Here is a 17,168-nt window from a genome sequence, read left to right as displayed (position 1 = left end):
TCATGGAATACGCATACAATAATCTGGAAATAAAAATACACACAGCCGTAACAACATAATAACGACAGTTATAATAATTTTAAGCGTTCCAGAGGTTCTTCTATGCGCGTAAACATGCCAGTGACACAACGGGAATATGGGTTAGATCCTGATACCACATTAATGTCCACGACGGATGTCAATAGCCGGATTATTTATGCTAACTCCGCGTTTATTAATGTCAGCGGATTTTCTGAAGACGAGCTGATCTTCAAACCCCATAACATCGTGCGCCACCCGGACATGCCGGTGGAAGCCTTTGCCGACATGTGGTTCACCCTGCAACAGGGCGACAGCTGGACGGGGCTGGTGAAGAACCGCCGTAAAAACGGTGACCACTATTGGGTGCGCGCCAACGTCACGCCGGTTCATCATCAGGACAAACTGACGGGCTATATTTCCGTGCGCAATAAACCCGCTGAGCAGGAAATTAAAGCGGCGGAAGCACTGTACAAATTAGTCATCGCGAAAAATGCCGGCAGCCGTAAATTCTATAAAGGCCTGGTCGTGCGCACCGGTTTATTTTCACTCTTCTCTGTATTGCAAAAACTCCCCGTGAGCTGGCGTTTACGGTTACCGTTATTTATCGCGGGACTTTTCCCGTTATTATTTTCACTGACGGGAATAAGCCAGACCTGGGTCGTCATTTCAACTGTGGTGCTTTTACTGCTGGCTGATCTCTTTTTGCAAACTCAAATTCGCCATCCGATTAAAACTATTCTGGCGCAGGCGCAGCAAGTGGTGTCCGGTAAAAAAGCCGACTCCGTGCATTTTAACCGCGTCGATGAAATAGGTTTGCTGATGCGTTCAGTTAATCAGTTTGGCCTGAACCTGCATTCGCTGGTGGAAGATGTCGGTACACAGGTCGGTGGGATCACGAATATCAGCCACCTGATGTCAAAAAACAGTACCGCGCTCAGCGCACGTACCGAAGAAACGGCGGCCAATCTTCAGCAGACCGCCGCCGCCATTGAAGAAATTGCCGGTGCCGTCGGGCAAAGTGCGGATACCGTGATTCAGGCCAGCAAACTGGCGGACAGCGCCGCTGCCGTGGCGCAGAAAGGCGGCAAAATCATGCAGGAAACCATCGGCATGATGCAGTCCATTTCGCAGGCCAGTAACAAAGTCGTCGATATCATTTCCGTCATCGACGGGATTGCGTTCCAGACCAATATTCTGGCGCTGAATGCCGCCGTCGAAGCCGCCCGCGCCGGAACCGAAGGACGCGGTTTTGCGGTGGTCGCCGCAGAAGTCCGGGTGCTGGCGCAGCGTTCTGCTACCGCCGCCAAAGAAATCAAAGGGCTGATCGAGGCCAATATGCACAGCGTTGAAACCGGCGGGCATATGGTAGAAAGTGCCGGAAAACAGATCAGCGAAATCATCAGTGAAGTGGTGCAGATGTCGGGCCTGATTAAAGAAATCAGCCATGCGACCAACGAACAAACATCAGCGCTTTCGCTGATCAATACGTCGCTGGCGCAAATCGAAACCATGACGCAAAACAACGCTGAGATGGTCGCACAATCCTCTGAATCGGCCGAAACGCTGAACTATCAGGCCACCCGGCTGAAAAGCGCCATCGACGTGTATAGTGGCCAGATGACCAAAATGGAGAGCCGTTCTGCAACGCTGACCGGGTTTGAGAAAGTCGCGGTCGGTTAAGGAAAATTCAGAAACTACCCCGGTTCATTAAGAGACTCGTTCTGCCCGCGCCAGAAACCGGGGGTGCAACCGTATTCATTCTGAAAATGACGAATGAAATGGGCGCAGTCGCTGAACCCCATGCGCAGGGCGATTTCCGTGATGCTTTCCTGCGTATTGTTCAGCAGCCATCGTGCGTAACGCAGTTTGGCGCTACGGATAAACGCCCTCGGACTTTGCCCCAGTTCGGCCGTAAACAACCGGGTTAACTGGCGGGCGCTGAGATGAACCTGATGCGCCAGCCACGCCGTGCTCAGCGGGCGCGCCAGGTACTGTTCAATCAGCATCACCGCCTGCCGCAGGCGCGGGTCTGAGATCAGTGAAATGTTCGCCGGTCGCGAAACGGCGGCGGTGCGAAATTCATCATACCCGAGCGACAAACGGTGGCTGGCTTTCGCCGCCGTTTCTTCACCCGCGTGCTGCCGGATGAGTTCAGTCGCGAGCGTGATGGTCGAAATACCGCCCGGACAGGTCTGCACATCGCCCTCGTCAATAAAATCAAACCCTTCTTCTGCACAGACGCCCGGAAATCTTTTGCGAAATTCCGCGATATGAAAAGGATGCACCGACGCGCGGCGGCCATTGAGCAATCCGGCTTTTGCCAGAATAAAGCTGCCGGTGCCGATCCCGACCACCGGCACTTTGGCCAGATGCGCCTGTGTAATGTATTTAAGATCCCCCGCATGTCCCCGCGCCAGACTTTTAAGGTCTCCGCCAATAATCGCCAGGTAATCAAAAAATTCGGGGGAATCATGCGCCCTGCCCGGCTTAACGCTGATACCGGTATTGCTGATCACCGGCGTGTCCGGTTGTGTGCTGATAATGCTCAGCAAACACTGCACCTTATTTCCGGCATTCGCAGCATAACGCATGGCATCCATCATTCCCGATAACGCCAGCAGTGGAAATTCCGGCCACAGTATTAATCCAATATGTAATTTATCCCCGAAAGGAGGAATAGTTTCATCTGCAAGAGAAGAAATAGTCTGACCTGAAACGCCGGATGCGGATAAGGATACAGAAGAAACAGCGACCGGCATTTTCATTAATTTCCCCTTTCATTGATTGCGGGGAATTATAACGGGTAATTAATGACCACTTATCTAAACAGAACCTTAACAGCATCAGGCCTTATCGTTTCTTAACCCCGCCCCCTTTCTTTTTAAACCAGATGATTAACGAAAATCACACAAGCGCAGATCGGCACTTCACATTTCCTGAGTTTTCTTCACTAACATAACTTTACAGTCGAATTCTACTATGTTCCGGCAAATGAGCGATTCGTGCTTATTGCGTCTATTTCTGATGTTTGTTTTGAGATTCAAATGTACGTCTTTAAGTCTTCAGCATCGCCTCCGGGACGACGCTGAATTTTAAAAGCAGGGTTGATTTCAGCATCGGAATGAAAAGGAAATACGCCGTTCTTCGCTATTGAGCGTCGCCGTCGTATTAATCAACTGTTTTAAGTCAATAGGGAATTTTGCAATGAAAAAACTGGCCTTCTTATCTGTTACAGCAATGTCTGTTCTGTTCGCCTCTCAGGCATTCGCTTTTTCCGATAATACAGTGACTTTCCAGGGTGAAGTCACAGCAGAAACCTGTTCTGTCACCATCAACGGTAACAGCGCGAAACCACTGGTTCTGCTGCCAAGCGTTAACGCAAGTACGCTGGCTGCAGCAGGTCAGACTGCCGGTCAGGCGACTTTCGATATCGGTGTTTCCGGCTGTACAGGAAGCTCTGAGGCTGCAACTAAAGTTTCCAGCGTCTTCGCCGGTAACAGCGTTGCAACCACGGGCGATCTGAGCAACGTGGCAACGACTGACGCGGCGACTAACGTCAACATCCAGATCCTGGATACCAAAGCGACCGCTATCGACTTCTCTTCTCCGTTCACAGCGGATGGCGACCTGACGCTGGCTACCGGTGAAACGGCAGCAACTGCAACGTACACCGCGCAATACATCGCGACCGGTAAAGCAACCGCGGGTGCGGTTGAATCTACCCTGCAATACGCAGTGAGCTACAACTAATACCTTAATAAATCAGGGACGTTTATTTCTCTGAATACTTTATTCAGATTAATTAAGGCCACGGATGGCCTGTTTACTCTTTTCAGGATGTCAGGCAGTAATTTTACGGATGGATATTATGTCCCGCTTACAATGGCGTAGCATTTTCTTATTTGTGTTCGCACTGAGCGTTTCAATCAGTGCCTCAGCCAGCGTCGTCATGACTGGCTCACGCGTTATTTATCCCTCTGATGCAAAATCAGTGGATGTCCAGCTGAGAAACAACGACGATTTTCCTTATGTTATTCAGGCCTGGTTTGACAGCGGCGATCAAAATTCCACACCGAACACCGGTAAAGCGCCTTTTGTCGCGACACCACAAACATTCAGAATTGCCGCCAAAGACGGACAGGTATTACGCATATTCTTTACCGGTGAAAAAACATTACCGCAGGATCGTGAATCCATTTTTTATTTTAATTTTCTGCAAGTGCCTCCGTCTAATATCGGCGGAGATAAAGGCAATCAGATGGTCGTCATGCTGAAAAACAGGCTGAAGGTGTTTTATCGCCCGGCTGGCATGAAAGCCAATAATAAGAAAATCTTTGATTATCTGACCTTCAGTAATGTGACCACTAATAATATCCGCATTACCAACGCCTCCCCTTTTTATATTTCACTCGGTAAGGTCGCAGTGAAAGGGGTGAATGCAAAAGATAAGACGCCAATGATTGCGCCTTTTGCCGCCGTGGATGTGGCGCTGAATGCAGGAAAAGTCACTGATAAGAACGTTCAGGGAATAGAAATCGGTCTGGTTAATGATTATGGAGCAATGGTGACACATGAGTATCCAATCCAAAAATAAGACAGGGGTTTTCCGTCTGGCGGTACTGACCTGTGTGATCAAAGCGTCGTTGTTCACTCATTCTGCTTTTGCTGAAGATTACCGCTTCGACAGTCATTTGCTCGCCGGTTCAGATTTCGCAGAAAGCGTGGATCTGGATAAATTTAACGAAACGCAGGCCATTATTCCTGAAGGCCCGCAAACGCTGGATATCAGCCTCAATGGCATCAAAATCAAGAGCCAGGTGCCGGTCCAGTTCCGCAAAGTGAAACCGGCGGATAAAAGTGCGCAGCCCTGCCTCGACAGTGAGCTGATGAAGCTGTTGCAGCTTAAATCTCAGCCGCTGAAAGGCACACAGAAACAGTGCGTCTTTTTATCGGAAATCACGCAGCAGGGCAGCTGGAAAATCAAGCAGTCGACCCTTTCGCTGGATTTTTTAATTCCGCAGATCCTGCTGAACCGCCAGCCGCGCGACTACATTCCGATTTCAGAGTGGGATGCCGGTGCGCCGCTGGTGTTTTTACGTCATAACACCAACTTCACGCGCAATATCATGCGCGACGTTCACTACAACTATGTGTGGAGCATGATCAATGCCGGGGCAAATATGGGCATGTGGCAATTCCGCCATCAGGCCAATTTGCGCTATATGGAAAGCAGCACCAGCGGCGATCATTACAAATGGAACACCGTGAGGACGTGGGTGCAGCGCCCTGTGCCGTCCCTTTCCAGCGAACTGATGGTCGGTGATACCTACACTGACAGTTCAATGTTTGGCTCGATGTCTTTTAACGGCGTGAAACTGGCCACCGACCAGCGCATGTGGGCGCAGGGAAAACGCGGTTATGCGCCGGAAGTGCGCGGTGTAGCCAGCACCAATGCCCGCGTGATGATCCGTCAGGCCGGTAACATAATTTATGAAACGCAGGTGCCGCCCGGCCCGTTCCTGATTGATGACCTGTACAACACGCGCAGTCAGGGGGATTTACAGGTTCAGGTGATCGAAGCCGACGGCAAATCGTCGTTCTTCGTCGTGCCTTACGCTGCCGTGCCGAACTCCATGCGTCCCGGCAATCTGAGCTATCAGTTCGCCGCCGGTAAAGTCCGCAATTATTACTCGGTGCAAAATGCCTTCACCGAAGGCGTCCTCCAGTACGGCGTGAATAACAGTATTACGTCCAACACCGGCGCACGCCTTGCCAATGATTATCAGGCATTGCTGGTCGGTGGCGTGTTTGCCTCCGAACTCGGGGCGCTGTCGCTCAATACCACCTGGTCACATGCGCGGGTGGAGAGCGATCAGTCGAAAAGCGGCTGGCGTGCCGAGATGTCGTACAGCAAAACCTTCGAAACCAACACAAATATCGTGCTGGCGGCGTACCGCTATTCCACCGCCGGTTATCGTGACCTGGAAGACGTGCTCGGTGTACGCCGTCAGGCCAATGGTGGCTCGGATTACTATTCCGACACGCTGAAACAGCGTAACCGTTTCACCGCCACGCTCAGCCAGAACATGGGCGACTACGGCACCGTCGCGCTCAGCGGCAGCAGCACGGACTATTACAACAACCGTTCGCGCATCACCGAGTTACAGCTTTCTTACAACAATATGTGGAAGAAGCTCAGCTACAACATCAACGTTGGCCGCCAGCGGTCGAGCTGGAGCAACGATAACGTCTACAGCGTTAACGATGCCGATTACGATGCCAGCCGTTATCAGAAATACACCGAGAACGTGATTTCCATCGGCCTGTCCGTGCCGCTGGACTGGCGCGACTCCCGCTCAAGCGTGTCGTTTGACATGATGAAAGACAAAAACACCCGTTCGGCGATGACCACCCTTTCCGGCTCCGCCGGTCAGGAAAGTGACTTCACCTATTCCGTGTATGCCAACCATGACAAGTACACCGAACTGGAAGATGGTAAAAGCCATGACATCCGCTGGGGCACCAACGTGCAGGAACGTACCCGCATGGGGACGGTGCGCGCCTCGTATGCCCGCAGCGATGATTATCATCAGCTCGGCCTCGGCACTGCCGGGACGCTGGCCGTTCACGGCGGCGGCGTAACCTACGGCCCGTACGCCAGCGATACCTTTGCACTGGTCGAAGCCAAAGGCGCAACCGGTGCGCGCGTCAACAATGCACAGGGCGCAAAAATCGACACCTTCGGCTACGCCATTGTGCCGTCACTCGCGCCATACCGTTACAACACCATCAGCATTGACGGCAATTCCATGAGTCAGGACGTTGAGCTCGAAGGCGGAAACGTGCGCGTGGTGCCGGTGCTCGGCGCGGTTCCCAAAATTGCCTTCAAAACCCTCGGCGGCACACCGGCGCTGATCACCGTCATGATGCCGGACGGCACGCCGGTGCCGATGGGCGCGGATGTGAAAGACAGTAACGGGAACAGCGTCGGGATGGCCGGTCAGAATGGTCAGGTCTATGCCCGTCTTCCGGCGGCTTCCGGCACGCTGTTTATCAGCTGGGGAAGCAATAAATCGTGTCGCGTGAATTACCAGCTTCCGACTCAGAAAAAAGCCGACGGCAATAACTTCACTCTCTTAAACGGCACCTGCGTACAGTGAGGATCACCATGAAATTTTCAATGACTCAGTTAAAAACCTGGCTGCTCGCCTCAGCCTTTATGGCCTGCTCGCCCTGGGCTCACGCAATTTGCTACAAGGTCACCGGGATCGGCACATCAACATCCACCATCCCGCAGGCCGTGGCCGATCTGGGTTACACCTCCACCTCCTGGGGCGGCGTACTGAACTCGGCGGCTGCATCCATTTCCTTCGGTACAATTATCATGGGCACCGGGGCGCAGTCGCTGGCGACGGCAGGCACCGTACTGGCCAGCGCCAACCTGAACTTTATCGATACGGCGCTGAAAGTGCCGTATACCGCTAACCAGATTGTCTTCAAATGTGCGCTGGCCGATGCCGATACGCTGTATGAAATGTATGCCCTGTATGGCGGCAACGGCAATTTTTACGGCGGATACGCGGTGAATGACGTTGACGGCGGTTATGCCACACCGGCACAAGGGGTCGCGTACCGTATCACGAACCAGAAAACCGGTCTGTTTTACACCAGTAAATGGCAGGAGCGTAAGCTAACGGCTGATGATTACATTACCGTCGGCGCAAATATTTATATTCCGGCATCCTCATTCGACAGCGCCACGTTTGAGCTGATCAAAACTGACGACATCGGCTCCGGGGCTTACGTTGCACGTAACGCCTTCACGCAGATTGTGGCACCGCAGGGATTTGTGGCACTCAGAGGCAACGCGATGAATACCGATCTGACCACCGGCTCCCTCGCAAACTCCCCTTCGCCTTATAACACCTCCGGCGTGTGGAGCATGAGGGGCGGCTCCACCACAATTATTCGCGGGAATACCTGCAAGGTCAGCGATTTCGACCAGGTTGTTCAGCTGCCCTCTATTGGTACCGGCGATCTGCGTAACGGCAGCAGCAGCTCGAATACTTTTAACGTCTCCATTGAATGCGACGCCGGCGCCATATCCGGCACCACAACCAGCTCGACCAACGCCCCGGTGGCGATGGGCTTTCTGGTGACGCAGGCCACGGCGTTAAACCAGGCGACCACGCTGGGGCTGAAAAGCAGCTCCGGCGGGATCAGTTATCTGCTTGATGATAACTACGGCACGAGCGGCGTGGCATCCGGCGTGGGCATCCGTCTGTATTCACCGTCCGGCGTGGCCCTGAATCTGTTGTCATCGAAAGACACCACCGGTACCGGGAATGCCGCAGGCTGGTACGGATTTACCGATTTACTGAGCGGAACCGGCGCAACCTCGACCGGCGGGGAAGCCTATGGCGGAACGTTCACGGCGTCACTTGAACAGCTTCCGGGATTACAGGCCGCAGCAGGATCAGTCAATGCACAAGCTCAGATTGTTGTCAGCCTTCAGTAAACCTCTGCTGGCGGCGGCGCTGTTGCTCAACGCCAGCTTCGCCAGTGCAGTGGTCAACAGCACGCAGAGCCGTCTGGTGTTCAATGAAGACAGCATGGCGGAATCGCTGGTGCTGGTGAATTCCGAACGGGCACCGGCGCTGGTTCAGGTCTGGAGCGACGATAACAATCCGCTCACGCCACCGGACAAGATCAGCACGCCGCTGATTGTTGTGCCGCCGGTCTTCAAGCTGGACGCGGGCGAATCGCGCAACCTGCGCGTGATGCTGCTTTCCCGTCAGGGAATGCCGTCTGACCGCGAACGCGTTTACTGGCTGAATATTTATCAGATCCCGCCGAACTCACAGGCTGACAGTGCGGATGACAAGAAAGTCATTTTGCCGCTACGCATCCGCCTGAAAGTGTTTGTGCGCCCTGTCGGGCTGAAAGCGCCGGGAGAAGATATCGGGAAATCGCTGGCGTTTGCGCTAACAAACGGCGCGCTGGTGATCACCAATCCGACGCCTTACTACCAGACACTGGGCGGGCTGAGTCTGGGGGACAAACTGCTGACGCCGCTGATGGTGGCACCGAAATCTTCCGCCACGGTGACAGTGCCCTCGGGCATTAACGCCCGGCAGATAAGCTGGTCGGTGATTGATGATTACGGGAAACAAACGTTGTACCAGCGGCAATTATAAATATAACGCTGTCACCTCCGGGCATCCTGATGATGCCCGGAAATTATCGCATACCGGGAAAATTCGTTTATTTCCCCGACAGAGCTTAAGCAGCCTATGAAAAACACCCGACTCACGACGATTAATATGACGTATTTTCACCAGTATCATATGTCCTATGATTTGATTGCTGCGTATATTCAGCGTGAAATGAACATCAGCCATTTACAGCTGCATCATTTCCCGGATCCGGGATCGCTGTTAAACGCGGTGAAAGAAAACAAAATGGATATTGTGATGATTAATTCATCCTGTCTGTTCGACGGCTATTTCCGCGAAACAGAAATCCGTAAAGTGCTGTCTGTGCTTTGTGCAAATAAAAATACTACAACAGTGTTATTTGCTCAAAACATGAAACCTGTTCTGCTCAAAAAAATGGCCGAAGCCGGCATGGACATTATGATCAGCTCCCATGATACGCCGCATGAACTGGTCATTGCGCTGATGAATGCCATGATGACGTCAGACCCGGAACCTTATATTTCTCCGACCATTAAAACGCATCTGCAACAAACACAGGATGAACTGACCACCAAGGAGTGGGAAGTCATCAATCTGATTAATCAGGGATATTCGCTTTCACAAATTGCATCGAAAAAATGCCGGGCCATGAGCACCGTCTCGACCCAGAAGCGTAATGCGATGAATAAATTACATATAACCAGTGAAAGTGAATTGCTGCGTTTTTTACACCAGAACACCTTTTTTTAATTATTTCATCGCGTGGAATTTCATGTTTAAAAAAATGCTTATCCCGCTCACCGGGGGAATATTGCTGACCGGAAATGCCTGGGCATTATCGCTTCAGGAAGCCCTTATTGCAGCCAATACCTACAACGCTGAAATTAATGCTGCACGCAGCGAGCACGACGCGGATAGTCAGAAAAAATATCAGGGATTTGCCGGGTTATTACCTGTCGTCTCCCTTAACGGCGCGTGGAATAAAACCGATCAGCCCGATGCGGCTTATTCTGCCGGCGTCACCCGTCATAATTACAGTTTTAATGTAACGCAGCCGATCTTTGACGTATCAAAATATGCCACCTGGCGCAAAAGCGTGGTGATCAGCGATCTGGCCGACGTGCATTACCTCATCGCTCAGCAAAAGCTGATCAGCGATGTGGTCTCGGCATTTTACGGCGTGGTCTATCAGCGCAGTGTGCTCGAAACCAATCAGCGGATCCTCGCGGCGTTTAACGCCAAGCTGAAACAGTCACAAAAAGCGCTGGAAGTGGGCGACGGCACCCGGCTGGACGAAGTCGAAGCGCAGGCCAACTATGACAAAGCGGTAGCCGATGAGCTGGCGGCAGAGAACAGCCTTAATGATGCCTACGTGGCGTTTCGCCAGATGACGGGGCTCGACGCGCAAGGGATTTCCGACCAGAGTCTGAGCTGCGTGCGTTATACCCAAGACATCAACCCTGAACAGCTAAAACGTCTCGCAACCGCCGATAATCTGGATGTGCTTTCCGCGATACAGACCCAAAAAGGCACGGAAGCCGACATCATAACGGCCACCTCCAACCATCTGCCCGTCGTCACGTTTCAGGCCGGTTATGGCAAAAACTGGAGCCGTGCAGAAAACAGCAATGTGCTGGATGACCTGTTCGGCACCACGGCGAAAACCGACAACACCACCTACGGCGTCAACGTGTCTATCCCGCTGTTTGCCGGCGGCAGCCACATTTCACAAAGTCTCGAAGCCGCTCACCGTTACGAACAGAGCAAAGATTTGCTGATTGATGCCCGTCGAAAAGCTGAACAGCAGGCGATTCAGGCAGCATCCGGCGTGAAAAACGATCAGTCACGGATTAAGGCGTATGAGCGGGCCATCAGTTCTGCGGAAAAGCGCCTGACGTCCACGCGCTACGGTCGGGAAATCGGGCAACGCACGCTGATCGACGAGTTCAATGCCGAGAAAGATTATTACCAGGCAATTCAGGATCTGGCTCAGGCACAGAACAGCCTGATCCAGTCGATCGTGAAATTAAAATCCGCAACCGGCGCGCTCGATTATGCCGCGGTGCAAATTTTCAACTGTGGCGCGGCATAGCCGGAGATTTGAGCATGAATAACGACTTATTTAGAAAAGAATCGCTGGACGCCAAAAAAACCAAAGTGCTGGGCGCAGTGGCACTGTATTGCCCGCCGTTCCGCTGGCTGATTATTGCCATCGTCTGCGCGCTGGTGATGGTTTTAATTGGTTTTTGTATTTTTGGCAGCTACACCAAGCGCGAAACCGCAAAAGGCATCCTGACGCCGGAAAGCGGCATGATGACCATGACGGCGATGGCCGCCGGAACGGTGATGGCCCTGCCCGTGCGCGAAGGCGATAACCTGAAAAAAGGCGATCAGATCGCCACCATTTCGTCGGAAATCTCCACCGGCCGCTATGGCCAGACGCGTGAAGCGATCGCCAGCCAGCTCGATCTCCAGCAGCAGGGTTTAAACAATCAGCTGATCAATCTTGAGCAACTGAATGCTGAAACACTCCGGTCATTGCAGGAGAAAAGCAACCTGCTGGAACAACAGTCTGCCGAGCTGGACACCATCTATCGCCAGCGCACGCAGCAAATTGCGCTGAGCAAAAAGCAGGTGGATAAAACGACCGCCATGCGCGCGGAAGGTTATGCCTCCAATACGCAGGTGGAGCAGCAGCAAAATGATCTGCTGGATGCCAGCGTGCGCTTACAGGACGTGGCCCGCCAGCGCATCGACGTCAGGCAGCAACTTGCACAGACGCGCCAGCAACTACGTGAGCAACCTCTCACCTATTACCAGCAGAAGAATGACCTTCAGCAAAAATTATCCGATATCACGCAGTCGATGATGGAAAACGAATCGCGCCGGTCCATTGATTTACGCGCACCGGAAAAAGGCACGGTCAGCGCCGTGCTGGTTAAGCCGGGGCAGATCGTCAGCACCGGGCAAACGGTCGCGATGATCCTGCCGGACAACGCCCGCTTACAGGCCAGGATCATGCTCAGCAGTCGCGCGATCGGGTTTATCCATCCCGGCCAGCGCGTAGTGTTGCGTTACGAATCCTTCCCCTGGCAGAAATTCGGCCAGCAATACGGCACGGTGACTGAAATTTCCAAATCGGCGCTGTCACCGCAGGAAGTCTCCAGCATTACCGGCGATTCTCAGGTTCAGGAATCCCTTTATCAGGTCAAAGTCGCCATCGACCATCAGTCGGTGCAGGCCTACGGCAAGCAGGTGAGCCTGCGCGCCGGCAGCGGGCTGGACGCCGACTTTATCGTTGATAAACGCCGCATCTACGAATGGGTACTTGAGCCGCTTAACGCGCTGGGCAAGATGACCTCTCTGTAATTTCAAATAGTTAACCGGGTTGAGCATGGATCTTTTTCACAAACTTAATTTGTCGTTCCGTCACAAGTTGCCGGTTTTACGCCAGACACAGGCCGCGGAATGCGGGCTGACGTGCGTCGGCATGATTGCCGGTTTTTACGGCCACCATATCGATATGGTGTCTCTGCGCCACCGTTTTCCGTCATCACAAAAAGGCAGCACGCTGACCGATGTGATGTCCTTTGCCCAAAAACTGGGGATGGGCTGCCGTGCCGTACGTCTGGAGCTGGACGAGCTGGATAAACTCAATCTGCCGTGCGTCCTGCACTGGGACATGAACCATTTCGTGGTGCTTAAAAGCATCACGAAAAACAGCATCACCGTTCACGACCCCGCGCGCGGCGTACGGACAGTGACGATGGATGAAGTGTCGCGCTCTTTCACCGGCGTGGCGCTGGAGCTCTATCCGGCGGCAACGTTTGAGCAAAAAAACGAGAAAAAGTCGATCTCGATGCTCAATCTGATCCGCAATGTGTCGGGCATCGGATCCGCGTTTACGCAGGTGGCGCTGCTGTCTCTGGCGCTGGAGTTTTTCGGCATCATTTCGCCGTTCTACATGCAGTGGGTGATCGACCAGGTTTTAGTCTCCGCCGATCGCGATTTACTGACGCTGCTGGGCGTGGCGTTCATCAGCATCACGTTGTTCCAGAATCTGATCAGCGCCCTGCGAAGCTGGGTGACGACCTGGTTTTCCAGCATGCTGAGCGTGCAATGGTCCAGTAATTTGTGCGCCCATCTTCTCGGCCTGCCGCTGAACTATTTTGAGGAGCGCCACGTCGGCGACATCCTTTCGCGATTCGGTTCGATTGCCAATATTCAGAGCACGCTGACCGGACGCTTTATCTCGTCGATCTTCGATGGCGTGATGGCACTGGTCACGCTGGGGGTGATTTTTACTTACAACGCCAATCTGACGTTTGTGGTTATCGGCCTGTTCCTGCTTTACGCGCTGATCCGCTGGATCTCGTTTGAGCCGTTCCGGCGGGCGAACGAAGATCAGCTGCTGGCGTCGGCGCAGGCACAATCACAACTGCTGGAATCCATTCGCGGCGTGCAGGCGATCAAGCTTAATAACAAGCAGGATCTGCGCGTCTCGACCTTTACCAATGAAACCGTGGAATCCACGAATAAAGGCATTACGACACAAAAACTGTCTATCGGATTCAGCACGTTGCAGGGCACGATTTCCGGCGTCGGCAAGATTGTCCTGATCTGGCTGGCTGCCGGACAGGTGCTGGACGGCAATTTTACCAGCGGGATGCTGGTGGCCTTTATTTCGTTTTCCGACCAGTTTATTTCCCGTTCGGCCGGGCTTATCAACGCGCTGATTGAATTCAAAATGCTGCGCTTACACGGTGAACGTATCTCGGACATCGTGCTGACGGAAAAAGAACAAAACATGGAAAGCAACATCGCGCTGGCCGAACAGGAAGGCCCGGTGCGTCTGGATATCCGTCAGCTTTCGTTCCGCTATTCCGCCACGGACGCCGAAATTTTCACCGGCTTTAATCTGGCCATTGAAGCGGGTGAATCCATCGCCATTATCGGCCCGTCCGGACAGGGCAAAACCACGCTGGCAAAGCTGTTGCTCGGGTTACTGAAACCGGTGAGCGGCAGCATCTGCATCAACGGCGTCGATCACGCAAAACTGGGCATGACGCATTACCGTGACCTTATCGGCAGTGTGATGCAAAGCGATATTTTGTTTGCCGGATCCATCATGGACAACATCAGCTTCTTTGATGCCAGCCTGGACCGTCAGCATGTCGAGAAAGTGGCACGTATCGCGCAGATCCACGAAGACATTATGGCAATGCCGATGGGCTACAACAGTATGGTCGGCGACATGGGATCGTCGCTGTCGGGCGGACAGGTTCAGCGGGTCATTCTGGCGCGGGCGCTGTACCGAAAACCGCGCATTCTGATCCTCGACGAAGCCACCAGTCATCTCGATGTGGCGAGGGAAAGCGCCATTAACGCCTCCGTCAAACACATGGCGATGACGCGCATTATCATCGCTCACCGCCCGGAAACCATTTTAAGCGCTGACCGCATTCTCCAGATAAACCGCAACGGTGTAACGGAAGTGCCAAAACCAGACTTCATCCGGCTGGTCAACGCATCACAACCGGTACTTGAGGCTGGCTAAGCGCCCAAAGTCCCTCGTAATCTATCAGGAGAAAACATGAATAACCGCTTAATCTGCCTGGAAGGCACCCTTGATTTTGAAGAAGAAATCCGCACGCAGTCGATTAATATCGTCTCTTTCCGTCAGGGGCAGCAGATCAATATTAACCGCGATAAGCTGATGCCGGGCCATACGCTGGCATCACATATGTCTTCGCAGCTCGATAGTGCGCAAAAGATTTTTAACCAGTTTAGCTTTGTGAAAATGGATGAATTGAATGAAGGCGATTTATTTGCCGATACTATTCAGGTTATTTTCACCTTTATTACCGGCAACGGGCAGAAAGTCTGGCAGGTCACATTTGCATCTTGTCTTAATGAAAATAAAATCATTAATTTCACTTCTGTATATCCCGACGAAGAAAGTATGAATAATGAAATCTGCCGTTTACGCCACTGTGTAAAACACTTTGTATTATCGACGGAAAAATAGAAGTAATTCTATATATTTCACACGTTATAAAATGCAGAATTCCCCCATCGAAAGAGAGTAGAACATCTCTTCTCTTTCGTAGCTTACAGTAATCTTCACACGATTTTGTAAAACATTTTATTTAAATTAAAAGGAAGAAATAAATGCGTGAATTAAGCGTAATGGAAGTGGAAGCAGTTTCTGGTGCAGGTTTCTTTAGCGCTCTGACCAGCGCTATTTTAGGCGCAGCGGGTGCAGGTTCTGCTGGCGCAATTATCGGCGGCATGCACGGCGGTGACGGCGGCGGCGTTCTGGGTGTGGGCACAATCGGTCAGGGCGTAGGGATGATTGTTGGCGGCCTGTTCGGCATCGCTTTTGGTGCTGTTGCCGGCGCAATTGTGGGCTGGAACGATCCTGACGCTGTAACCTCTCTGGTTACCCAGTGGGTCAGCAACGTGAGCAGCGGTTTATTCACGCAAACCGCGTAATAACCTGACGAGCCTCATGTATAAAAGAAAAAGGTGCAAATTATTCTGCACCTTTTTCTTTTCTTATCCCCGGACTTACTCTTCTTCAATACTTTTACACACGTATGTCGGAATGGTATCAATCATAAACAGATAGCTGTTATTCTCCTGCTGATCAATGCGCATATAAATACTCTTTTCCGGATACACAAAGAAATCAGGTTCATGAATGCCTAGCCAGGTATCATCCACATTATCATCCGGAAACTTAAGATTGCTTTTCGACGTCATAAAATAGACATCCCCTTCTTTGTGCATAGTAAAGGATATCTTACGGTTGAACACTTTCTCGGGGTGAACTTGTGAACGCCCGTTAATGCTGATAAGCCCGGACGTCCCGCGAACGGTATAGCTCAGGGAAACATCCACATTGTCATGGGTATAATGCTGAGACAAACTGGCGGCACAGGAAAAATTATCCAGCGTGCTGCTGTGCCAGAAAGAATAAATAAGCGCCGCCACAATTCCTGCCCCCGCGACGGGGAGCAGGATTTTGGCTTTCCGGGTAAGCTTCATTTACTTATCCTCAAAGAAATAATCAGAAATACAGGTATTCGGTTCACTCATCGGTTTATCGCAACGGATCACCGACGTTCTCGGCAGTAGCGGTAAATGGGTGACGTAAAGCCAGGGATAGCTTTTGCAGCCGTCGGCAATCTGTTTGCTGCGCTCGAGCGCATTCGCACGGGATTCCGGCGAAATGATGCCGTCCGACAGAAAAATGTGGCAACCCTGCGTGGTTTTCAAAAAGTGATAGTGCGAAAAAAAATGGCTTTCGTCATTGCTGCGCAAAGCCAGAACGGCTGCGCCCAGTAACATCAGTACGACCAACGCGCTGGCGCTGCCGGTAAGCCACTGGCGACGCGTACACCGCCTGACCGGTTTGGGTTCTGTGGCGGGTGATTCTGGCGATCCTTCGGCTGGCGTCTCTGTCGCAGGTTCCGGCACATCTTCCTCAGGGACGTCTTCCGGCGGCTGAAGGGTTTTCAGTTCCTGCGTCAGGGAATGTTCATCGATAAAGTGGGCATTTTCATGGCTAACTTCCACCTGCTGATCCGTGGTCAGTTTTTTAATGTGCGTGCCGCTGGCCAGCGTTAAGCCGATACGCGGGATGGTCACCACCGGGTCATCGGGCAGGCCAATCTTTTTCAATCCTTTGCGCAGAATAGAAATGTTCTGGTAGAAGGTATTGGAAGACACCAGCATTCCACGCTGTGCCCAAACGATATCCAGAAATTCGTGCTGGGTGACAATGGTTCCGGTTCTTTCTATCAGCAATAGCAAACAACGCCCCGCCGGTGAATTTAATACGACAACATGGTCAGGATCGTTAAGATCACGCAACGTACTGGTGGCAGGGTGAAATTCAACAACCCCGTTAATAATGTAATGATTATGCATACGTGTGGGTAAAGC

General features: G+C 52.3%; 15 protein-coding genes. 12 read left to right on the top strand and 3 right to left on the bottom strand.

The window, feature by feature from the left end:
• The first annotated feature begins 102 nt into the window (after nt 1-102).
• Nucleotides 103-1,701 (top strand): methyl-accepting chemotaxis protein, encoded by a 1,599-nt coding sequence (locus tag ACM5QY_RS09620; protein ID WP_416120428.1) that lies wholly within the window; start codon nt 103-105, stop codon nt 1,699-1,701.
• Nucleotides 1,702-1,715: 14 nt separating this feature from the next.
• Here ACM5QY_RS09620 and ACM5QY_RS09615 read toward each other — a convergent pair whose 3' ends face one another.
• Nucleotides 1,716-2,786, bottom strand: coding sequence for a GlxA family transcriptional regulator (locus ACM5QY_RS09615; RefSeq protein WP_416120427.1), 1,071 nt, complete (start codon nt 2,784-2,786; stop codon nt 1,716-1,718).
• Between the two features lie 439 nt (nt 2,787-3,225).
• On the opposite strand from ACM5QY_RS09615, the gene ACM5QY_RS09610 reads away from it, so the two are divergent.
• The 11 genes from ACM5QY_RS09610 (at nt 3,226) to ACM5QY_RS09560 (ending at nt 15,713) form a co-directional block, all read left to right on the top strand.
• Complete coding sequence (locus tag ACM5QY_RS09610) at nt 3,226-3,771, top strand: fimbrial protein (protein ID WP_416120426.1); 546 nt, start codon at nt 3,226-3,228, stop codon at nt 3,769-3,771.
• Nucleotides 3,772-3,880: 109 nt separating this feature from the next.
• Nucleotides 3,881-4,615, top strand: coding sequence for a fimbria/pilus periplasmic chaperone (locus tag ACM5QY_RS09605; protein ID WP_416120425.1), 735 nt, complete (start codon nt 3,881-3,883; stop codon nt 4,613-4,615).
• A complete protein-coding gene (locus ACM5QY_RS09600) occupies nt 4,593-7,181 on the top strand; it encodes a fimbrial outer membrane usher protein (RefSeq protein WP_416120424.1) in 2,589 nt (862 codons plus the stop codon). The genes ACM5QY_RS09605 and ACM5QY_RS09600 overlap by 23 nt, the downstream gene beginning before the upstream one ends.
• Before the next feature lie 20 nt (nt 7,182-7,201).
• Complete coding sequence (gene stbD, locus ACM5QY_RS09595) at nt 7,202-8,539, top strand: fimbrial usher protein StbD (RefSeq protein ID WP_416120423.1); 1,338 nt, start codon at nt 7,202-7,204, stop codon at nt 8,537-8,539.
• Nucleotides 8,505-9,218 (top strand): fimbria/pilus periplasmic chaperone, encoded by a 714-nt coding sequence (locus ACM5QY_RS09590; protein ID WP_416120422.1) that lies wholly within the window; start codon nt 8,505-8,507, stop codon nt 9,216-9,218. The genes stbD and ACM5QY_RS09590 overlap by 35 nt, the downstream gene beginning before the upstream one ends.
• Nucleotides 9,219-9,314: 96 nt before the next feature.
• The gene (locus ACM5QY_RS09585; protein ID WP_416120421.1) at nt 9,315-9,968 is read left to right on the top strand and encodes a helix-turn-helix transcriptional regulator; all 654 of its coding nucleotides are present in this window, start codon (nt 9,315-9,317) and stop codon (nt 9,966-9,968) included.
• Between the two features lie 22 nt (nt 9,969-9,990).
• On the top strand, nt 9,991-11,310 hold the full coding sequence (locus ACM5QY_RS09580) for a TolC family outer membrane protein (protein ID WP_416120420.1): 1,320 nt from the start codon (nt 9,991-9,993) through the stop codon (nt 11,308-11,310).
• Between the two features lie 14 nt (nt 11,311-11,324).
• Nucleotides 11,325-12,587, top strand: coding sequence for an HlyD family secretion protein (locus ACM5QY_RS09575; protein WP_416120419.1), 1,263 nt, complete (start codon nt 11,325-11,327; stop codon nt 12,585-12,587).
• A 25-nt stretch (nt 12,588-12,612) separates the two neighbouring features.
• Complete coding sequence (locus tag ACM5QY_RS09570) at nt 12,613-14,775, top strand: peptidase domain-containing ABC transporter (protein WP_416120418.1); 2,163 nt, start codon at nt 12,613-12,615, stop codon at nt 14,773-14,775.
• A 36-nt stretch (nt 14,776-14,811) separates the two neighbouring features.
• On the top strand, nt 14,812-15,246 hold the full coding sequence (locus ACM5QY_RS09565) for a DcrB-related protein (RefSeq protein ID WP_416120417.1): 435 nt from the start codon (nt 14,812-14,814) through the stop codon (nt 15,244-15,246).
• Nucleotides 15,247-15,389: 143 nt separating this feature from the next.
• Nucleotides 15,390-15,713, top strand: a complete 324-nt coding sequence (locus ACM5QY_RS09560) for a colicin V synthesis protein (RefSeq protein WP_416120416.1) — start codon at nt 15,390-15,392, stop codon at nt 15,711-15,713.
• A 75-nt stretch (nt 15,714-15,788) separates the two neighbouring features.
• Here the strand turns inward: ACM5QY_RS09560 and ACM5QY_RS09555 are convergent, their stop codons facing one another.
• Entirely contained in the window at nt 15,789-16,268 is a 480-nt protein-coding gene (locus ACM5QY_RS09555; protein ID WP_416120415.1) for a hypothetical protein, read from the bottom strand.
• Nucleotides 16,269-17,153: a transcriptional regulator gene (locus ACM5QY_RS09550; protein ID WP_416120414.1), complete on the bottom strand. Its 885-nt coding sequence runs from the start codon at nt 17,151-17,153 to the stop codon at nt 16,269-16,271.
• Between the last annotated feature and the right edge of the window lie 15 nt (nt 17,154-17,168).

The organism is Rahnella sp. PCH160 (assembly GCF_047784855.1).
In the GTDB taxonomy this organism is placed as follows: Bacteria; Pseudomonadota; Gammaproteobacteria; order Enterobacterales; family Enterobacteriaceae; genus Rahnella.
This window is presented reverse-complemented; position numbering and strand designations above follow the sequence as displayed.

Bases quoted from the DNA above. Each gene is read 5' to 3' on its own strand.
- ACM5QY_RS09580 (WP_416120420.1), top strand. From the start codon at position 9,991: ATGTTTAAAAAAATGCTTATCCCGCTCACCGGGGGAATATTGCTGACC.
- ACM5QY_RS09570 (WP_416120418.1), top strand. From the start codon at position 12,613: ATGGATCTTTTTCACAAACTTAATTTGTCGTTCCGTCACAAGTTGCCG.
- ACM5QY_RS09620 (WP_416120428.1), top strand. From the start codon at position 103: ATGCGCGTAAACATGCCAGTGACACAACGGGAATATGGGTTAGATCCT.
- ACM5QY_RS09585 (WP_416120421.1), top strand. From the start codon at position 9,315: ATGAAAAACACCCGACTCACGACGATTAATATGACGTATTTTCACCAG.
- ACM5QY_RS09550 (WP_416120414.1), bottom strand. From the start codon at position 17,153: ATGCATAATCATTACATTATTAACGGGGTTGTTGAATTTCACCCTGCC.
- ACM5QY_RS09590 (WP_416120422.1), top strand. From the start codon at position 8,505: ATGCACAAGCTCAGATTGTTGTCAGCCTTCAGTAAACCTCTGCTGGCG.
- ACM5QY_RS09565 (WP_416120417.1), top strand. From the start codon at position 14,812: ATGAATAACCGCTTAATCTGCCTGGAAGGCACCCTTGATTTTGAAGAA.
- ACM5QY_RS09605 (WP_416120425.1), top strand. From the start codon at position 3,881: ATGGATATTATGTCCCGCTTACAATGGCGTAGCATTTTCTTATTTGTG.
- ACM5QY_RS09600 (WP_416120424.1), top strand. From the start codon at position 4,593: ATGAGTATCCAATCCAAAAATAAGACAGGGGTTTTCCGTCTGGCGGTA.
- ACM5QY_RS09555 (WP_416120415.1), bottom strand. From the start codon at position 16,268: ATGAAGCTTACCCGGAAAGCCAAAATCCTGCTCCCCGTCGCGGGGGCA.
- stbD (WP_416120423.1), top strand. From the start codon at position 7,202: ATGACTCAGTTAAAAACCTGGCTGCTCGCCTCAGCCTTTATGGCCTGC.
- ACM5QY_RS09560 (WP_416120416.1), top strand. From the start codon at position 15,390: ATGCGTGAATTAAGCGTAATGGAAGTGGAAGCAGTTTCTGGTGCAGGT.
- ACM5QY_RS09610 (WP_416120426.1), top strand. From the start codon at position 3,226: ATGAAAAAACTGGCCTTCTTATCTGTTACAGCAATGTCTGTTCTGTTC.
- ACM5QY_RS09575 (WP_416120419.1), top strand. From the start codon at position 11,325: ATGAATAACGACTTATTTAGAAAAGAATCGCTGGACGCCAAAAAAACC.
- ACM5QY_RS09615 (WP_416120427.1), bottom strand. From the start codon at position 2,786: ATGAAAATGCCGGTCGCTGTTTCTTCTGTATCCTTATCCGCATCCGGC.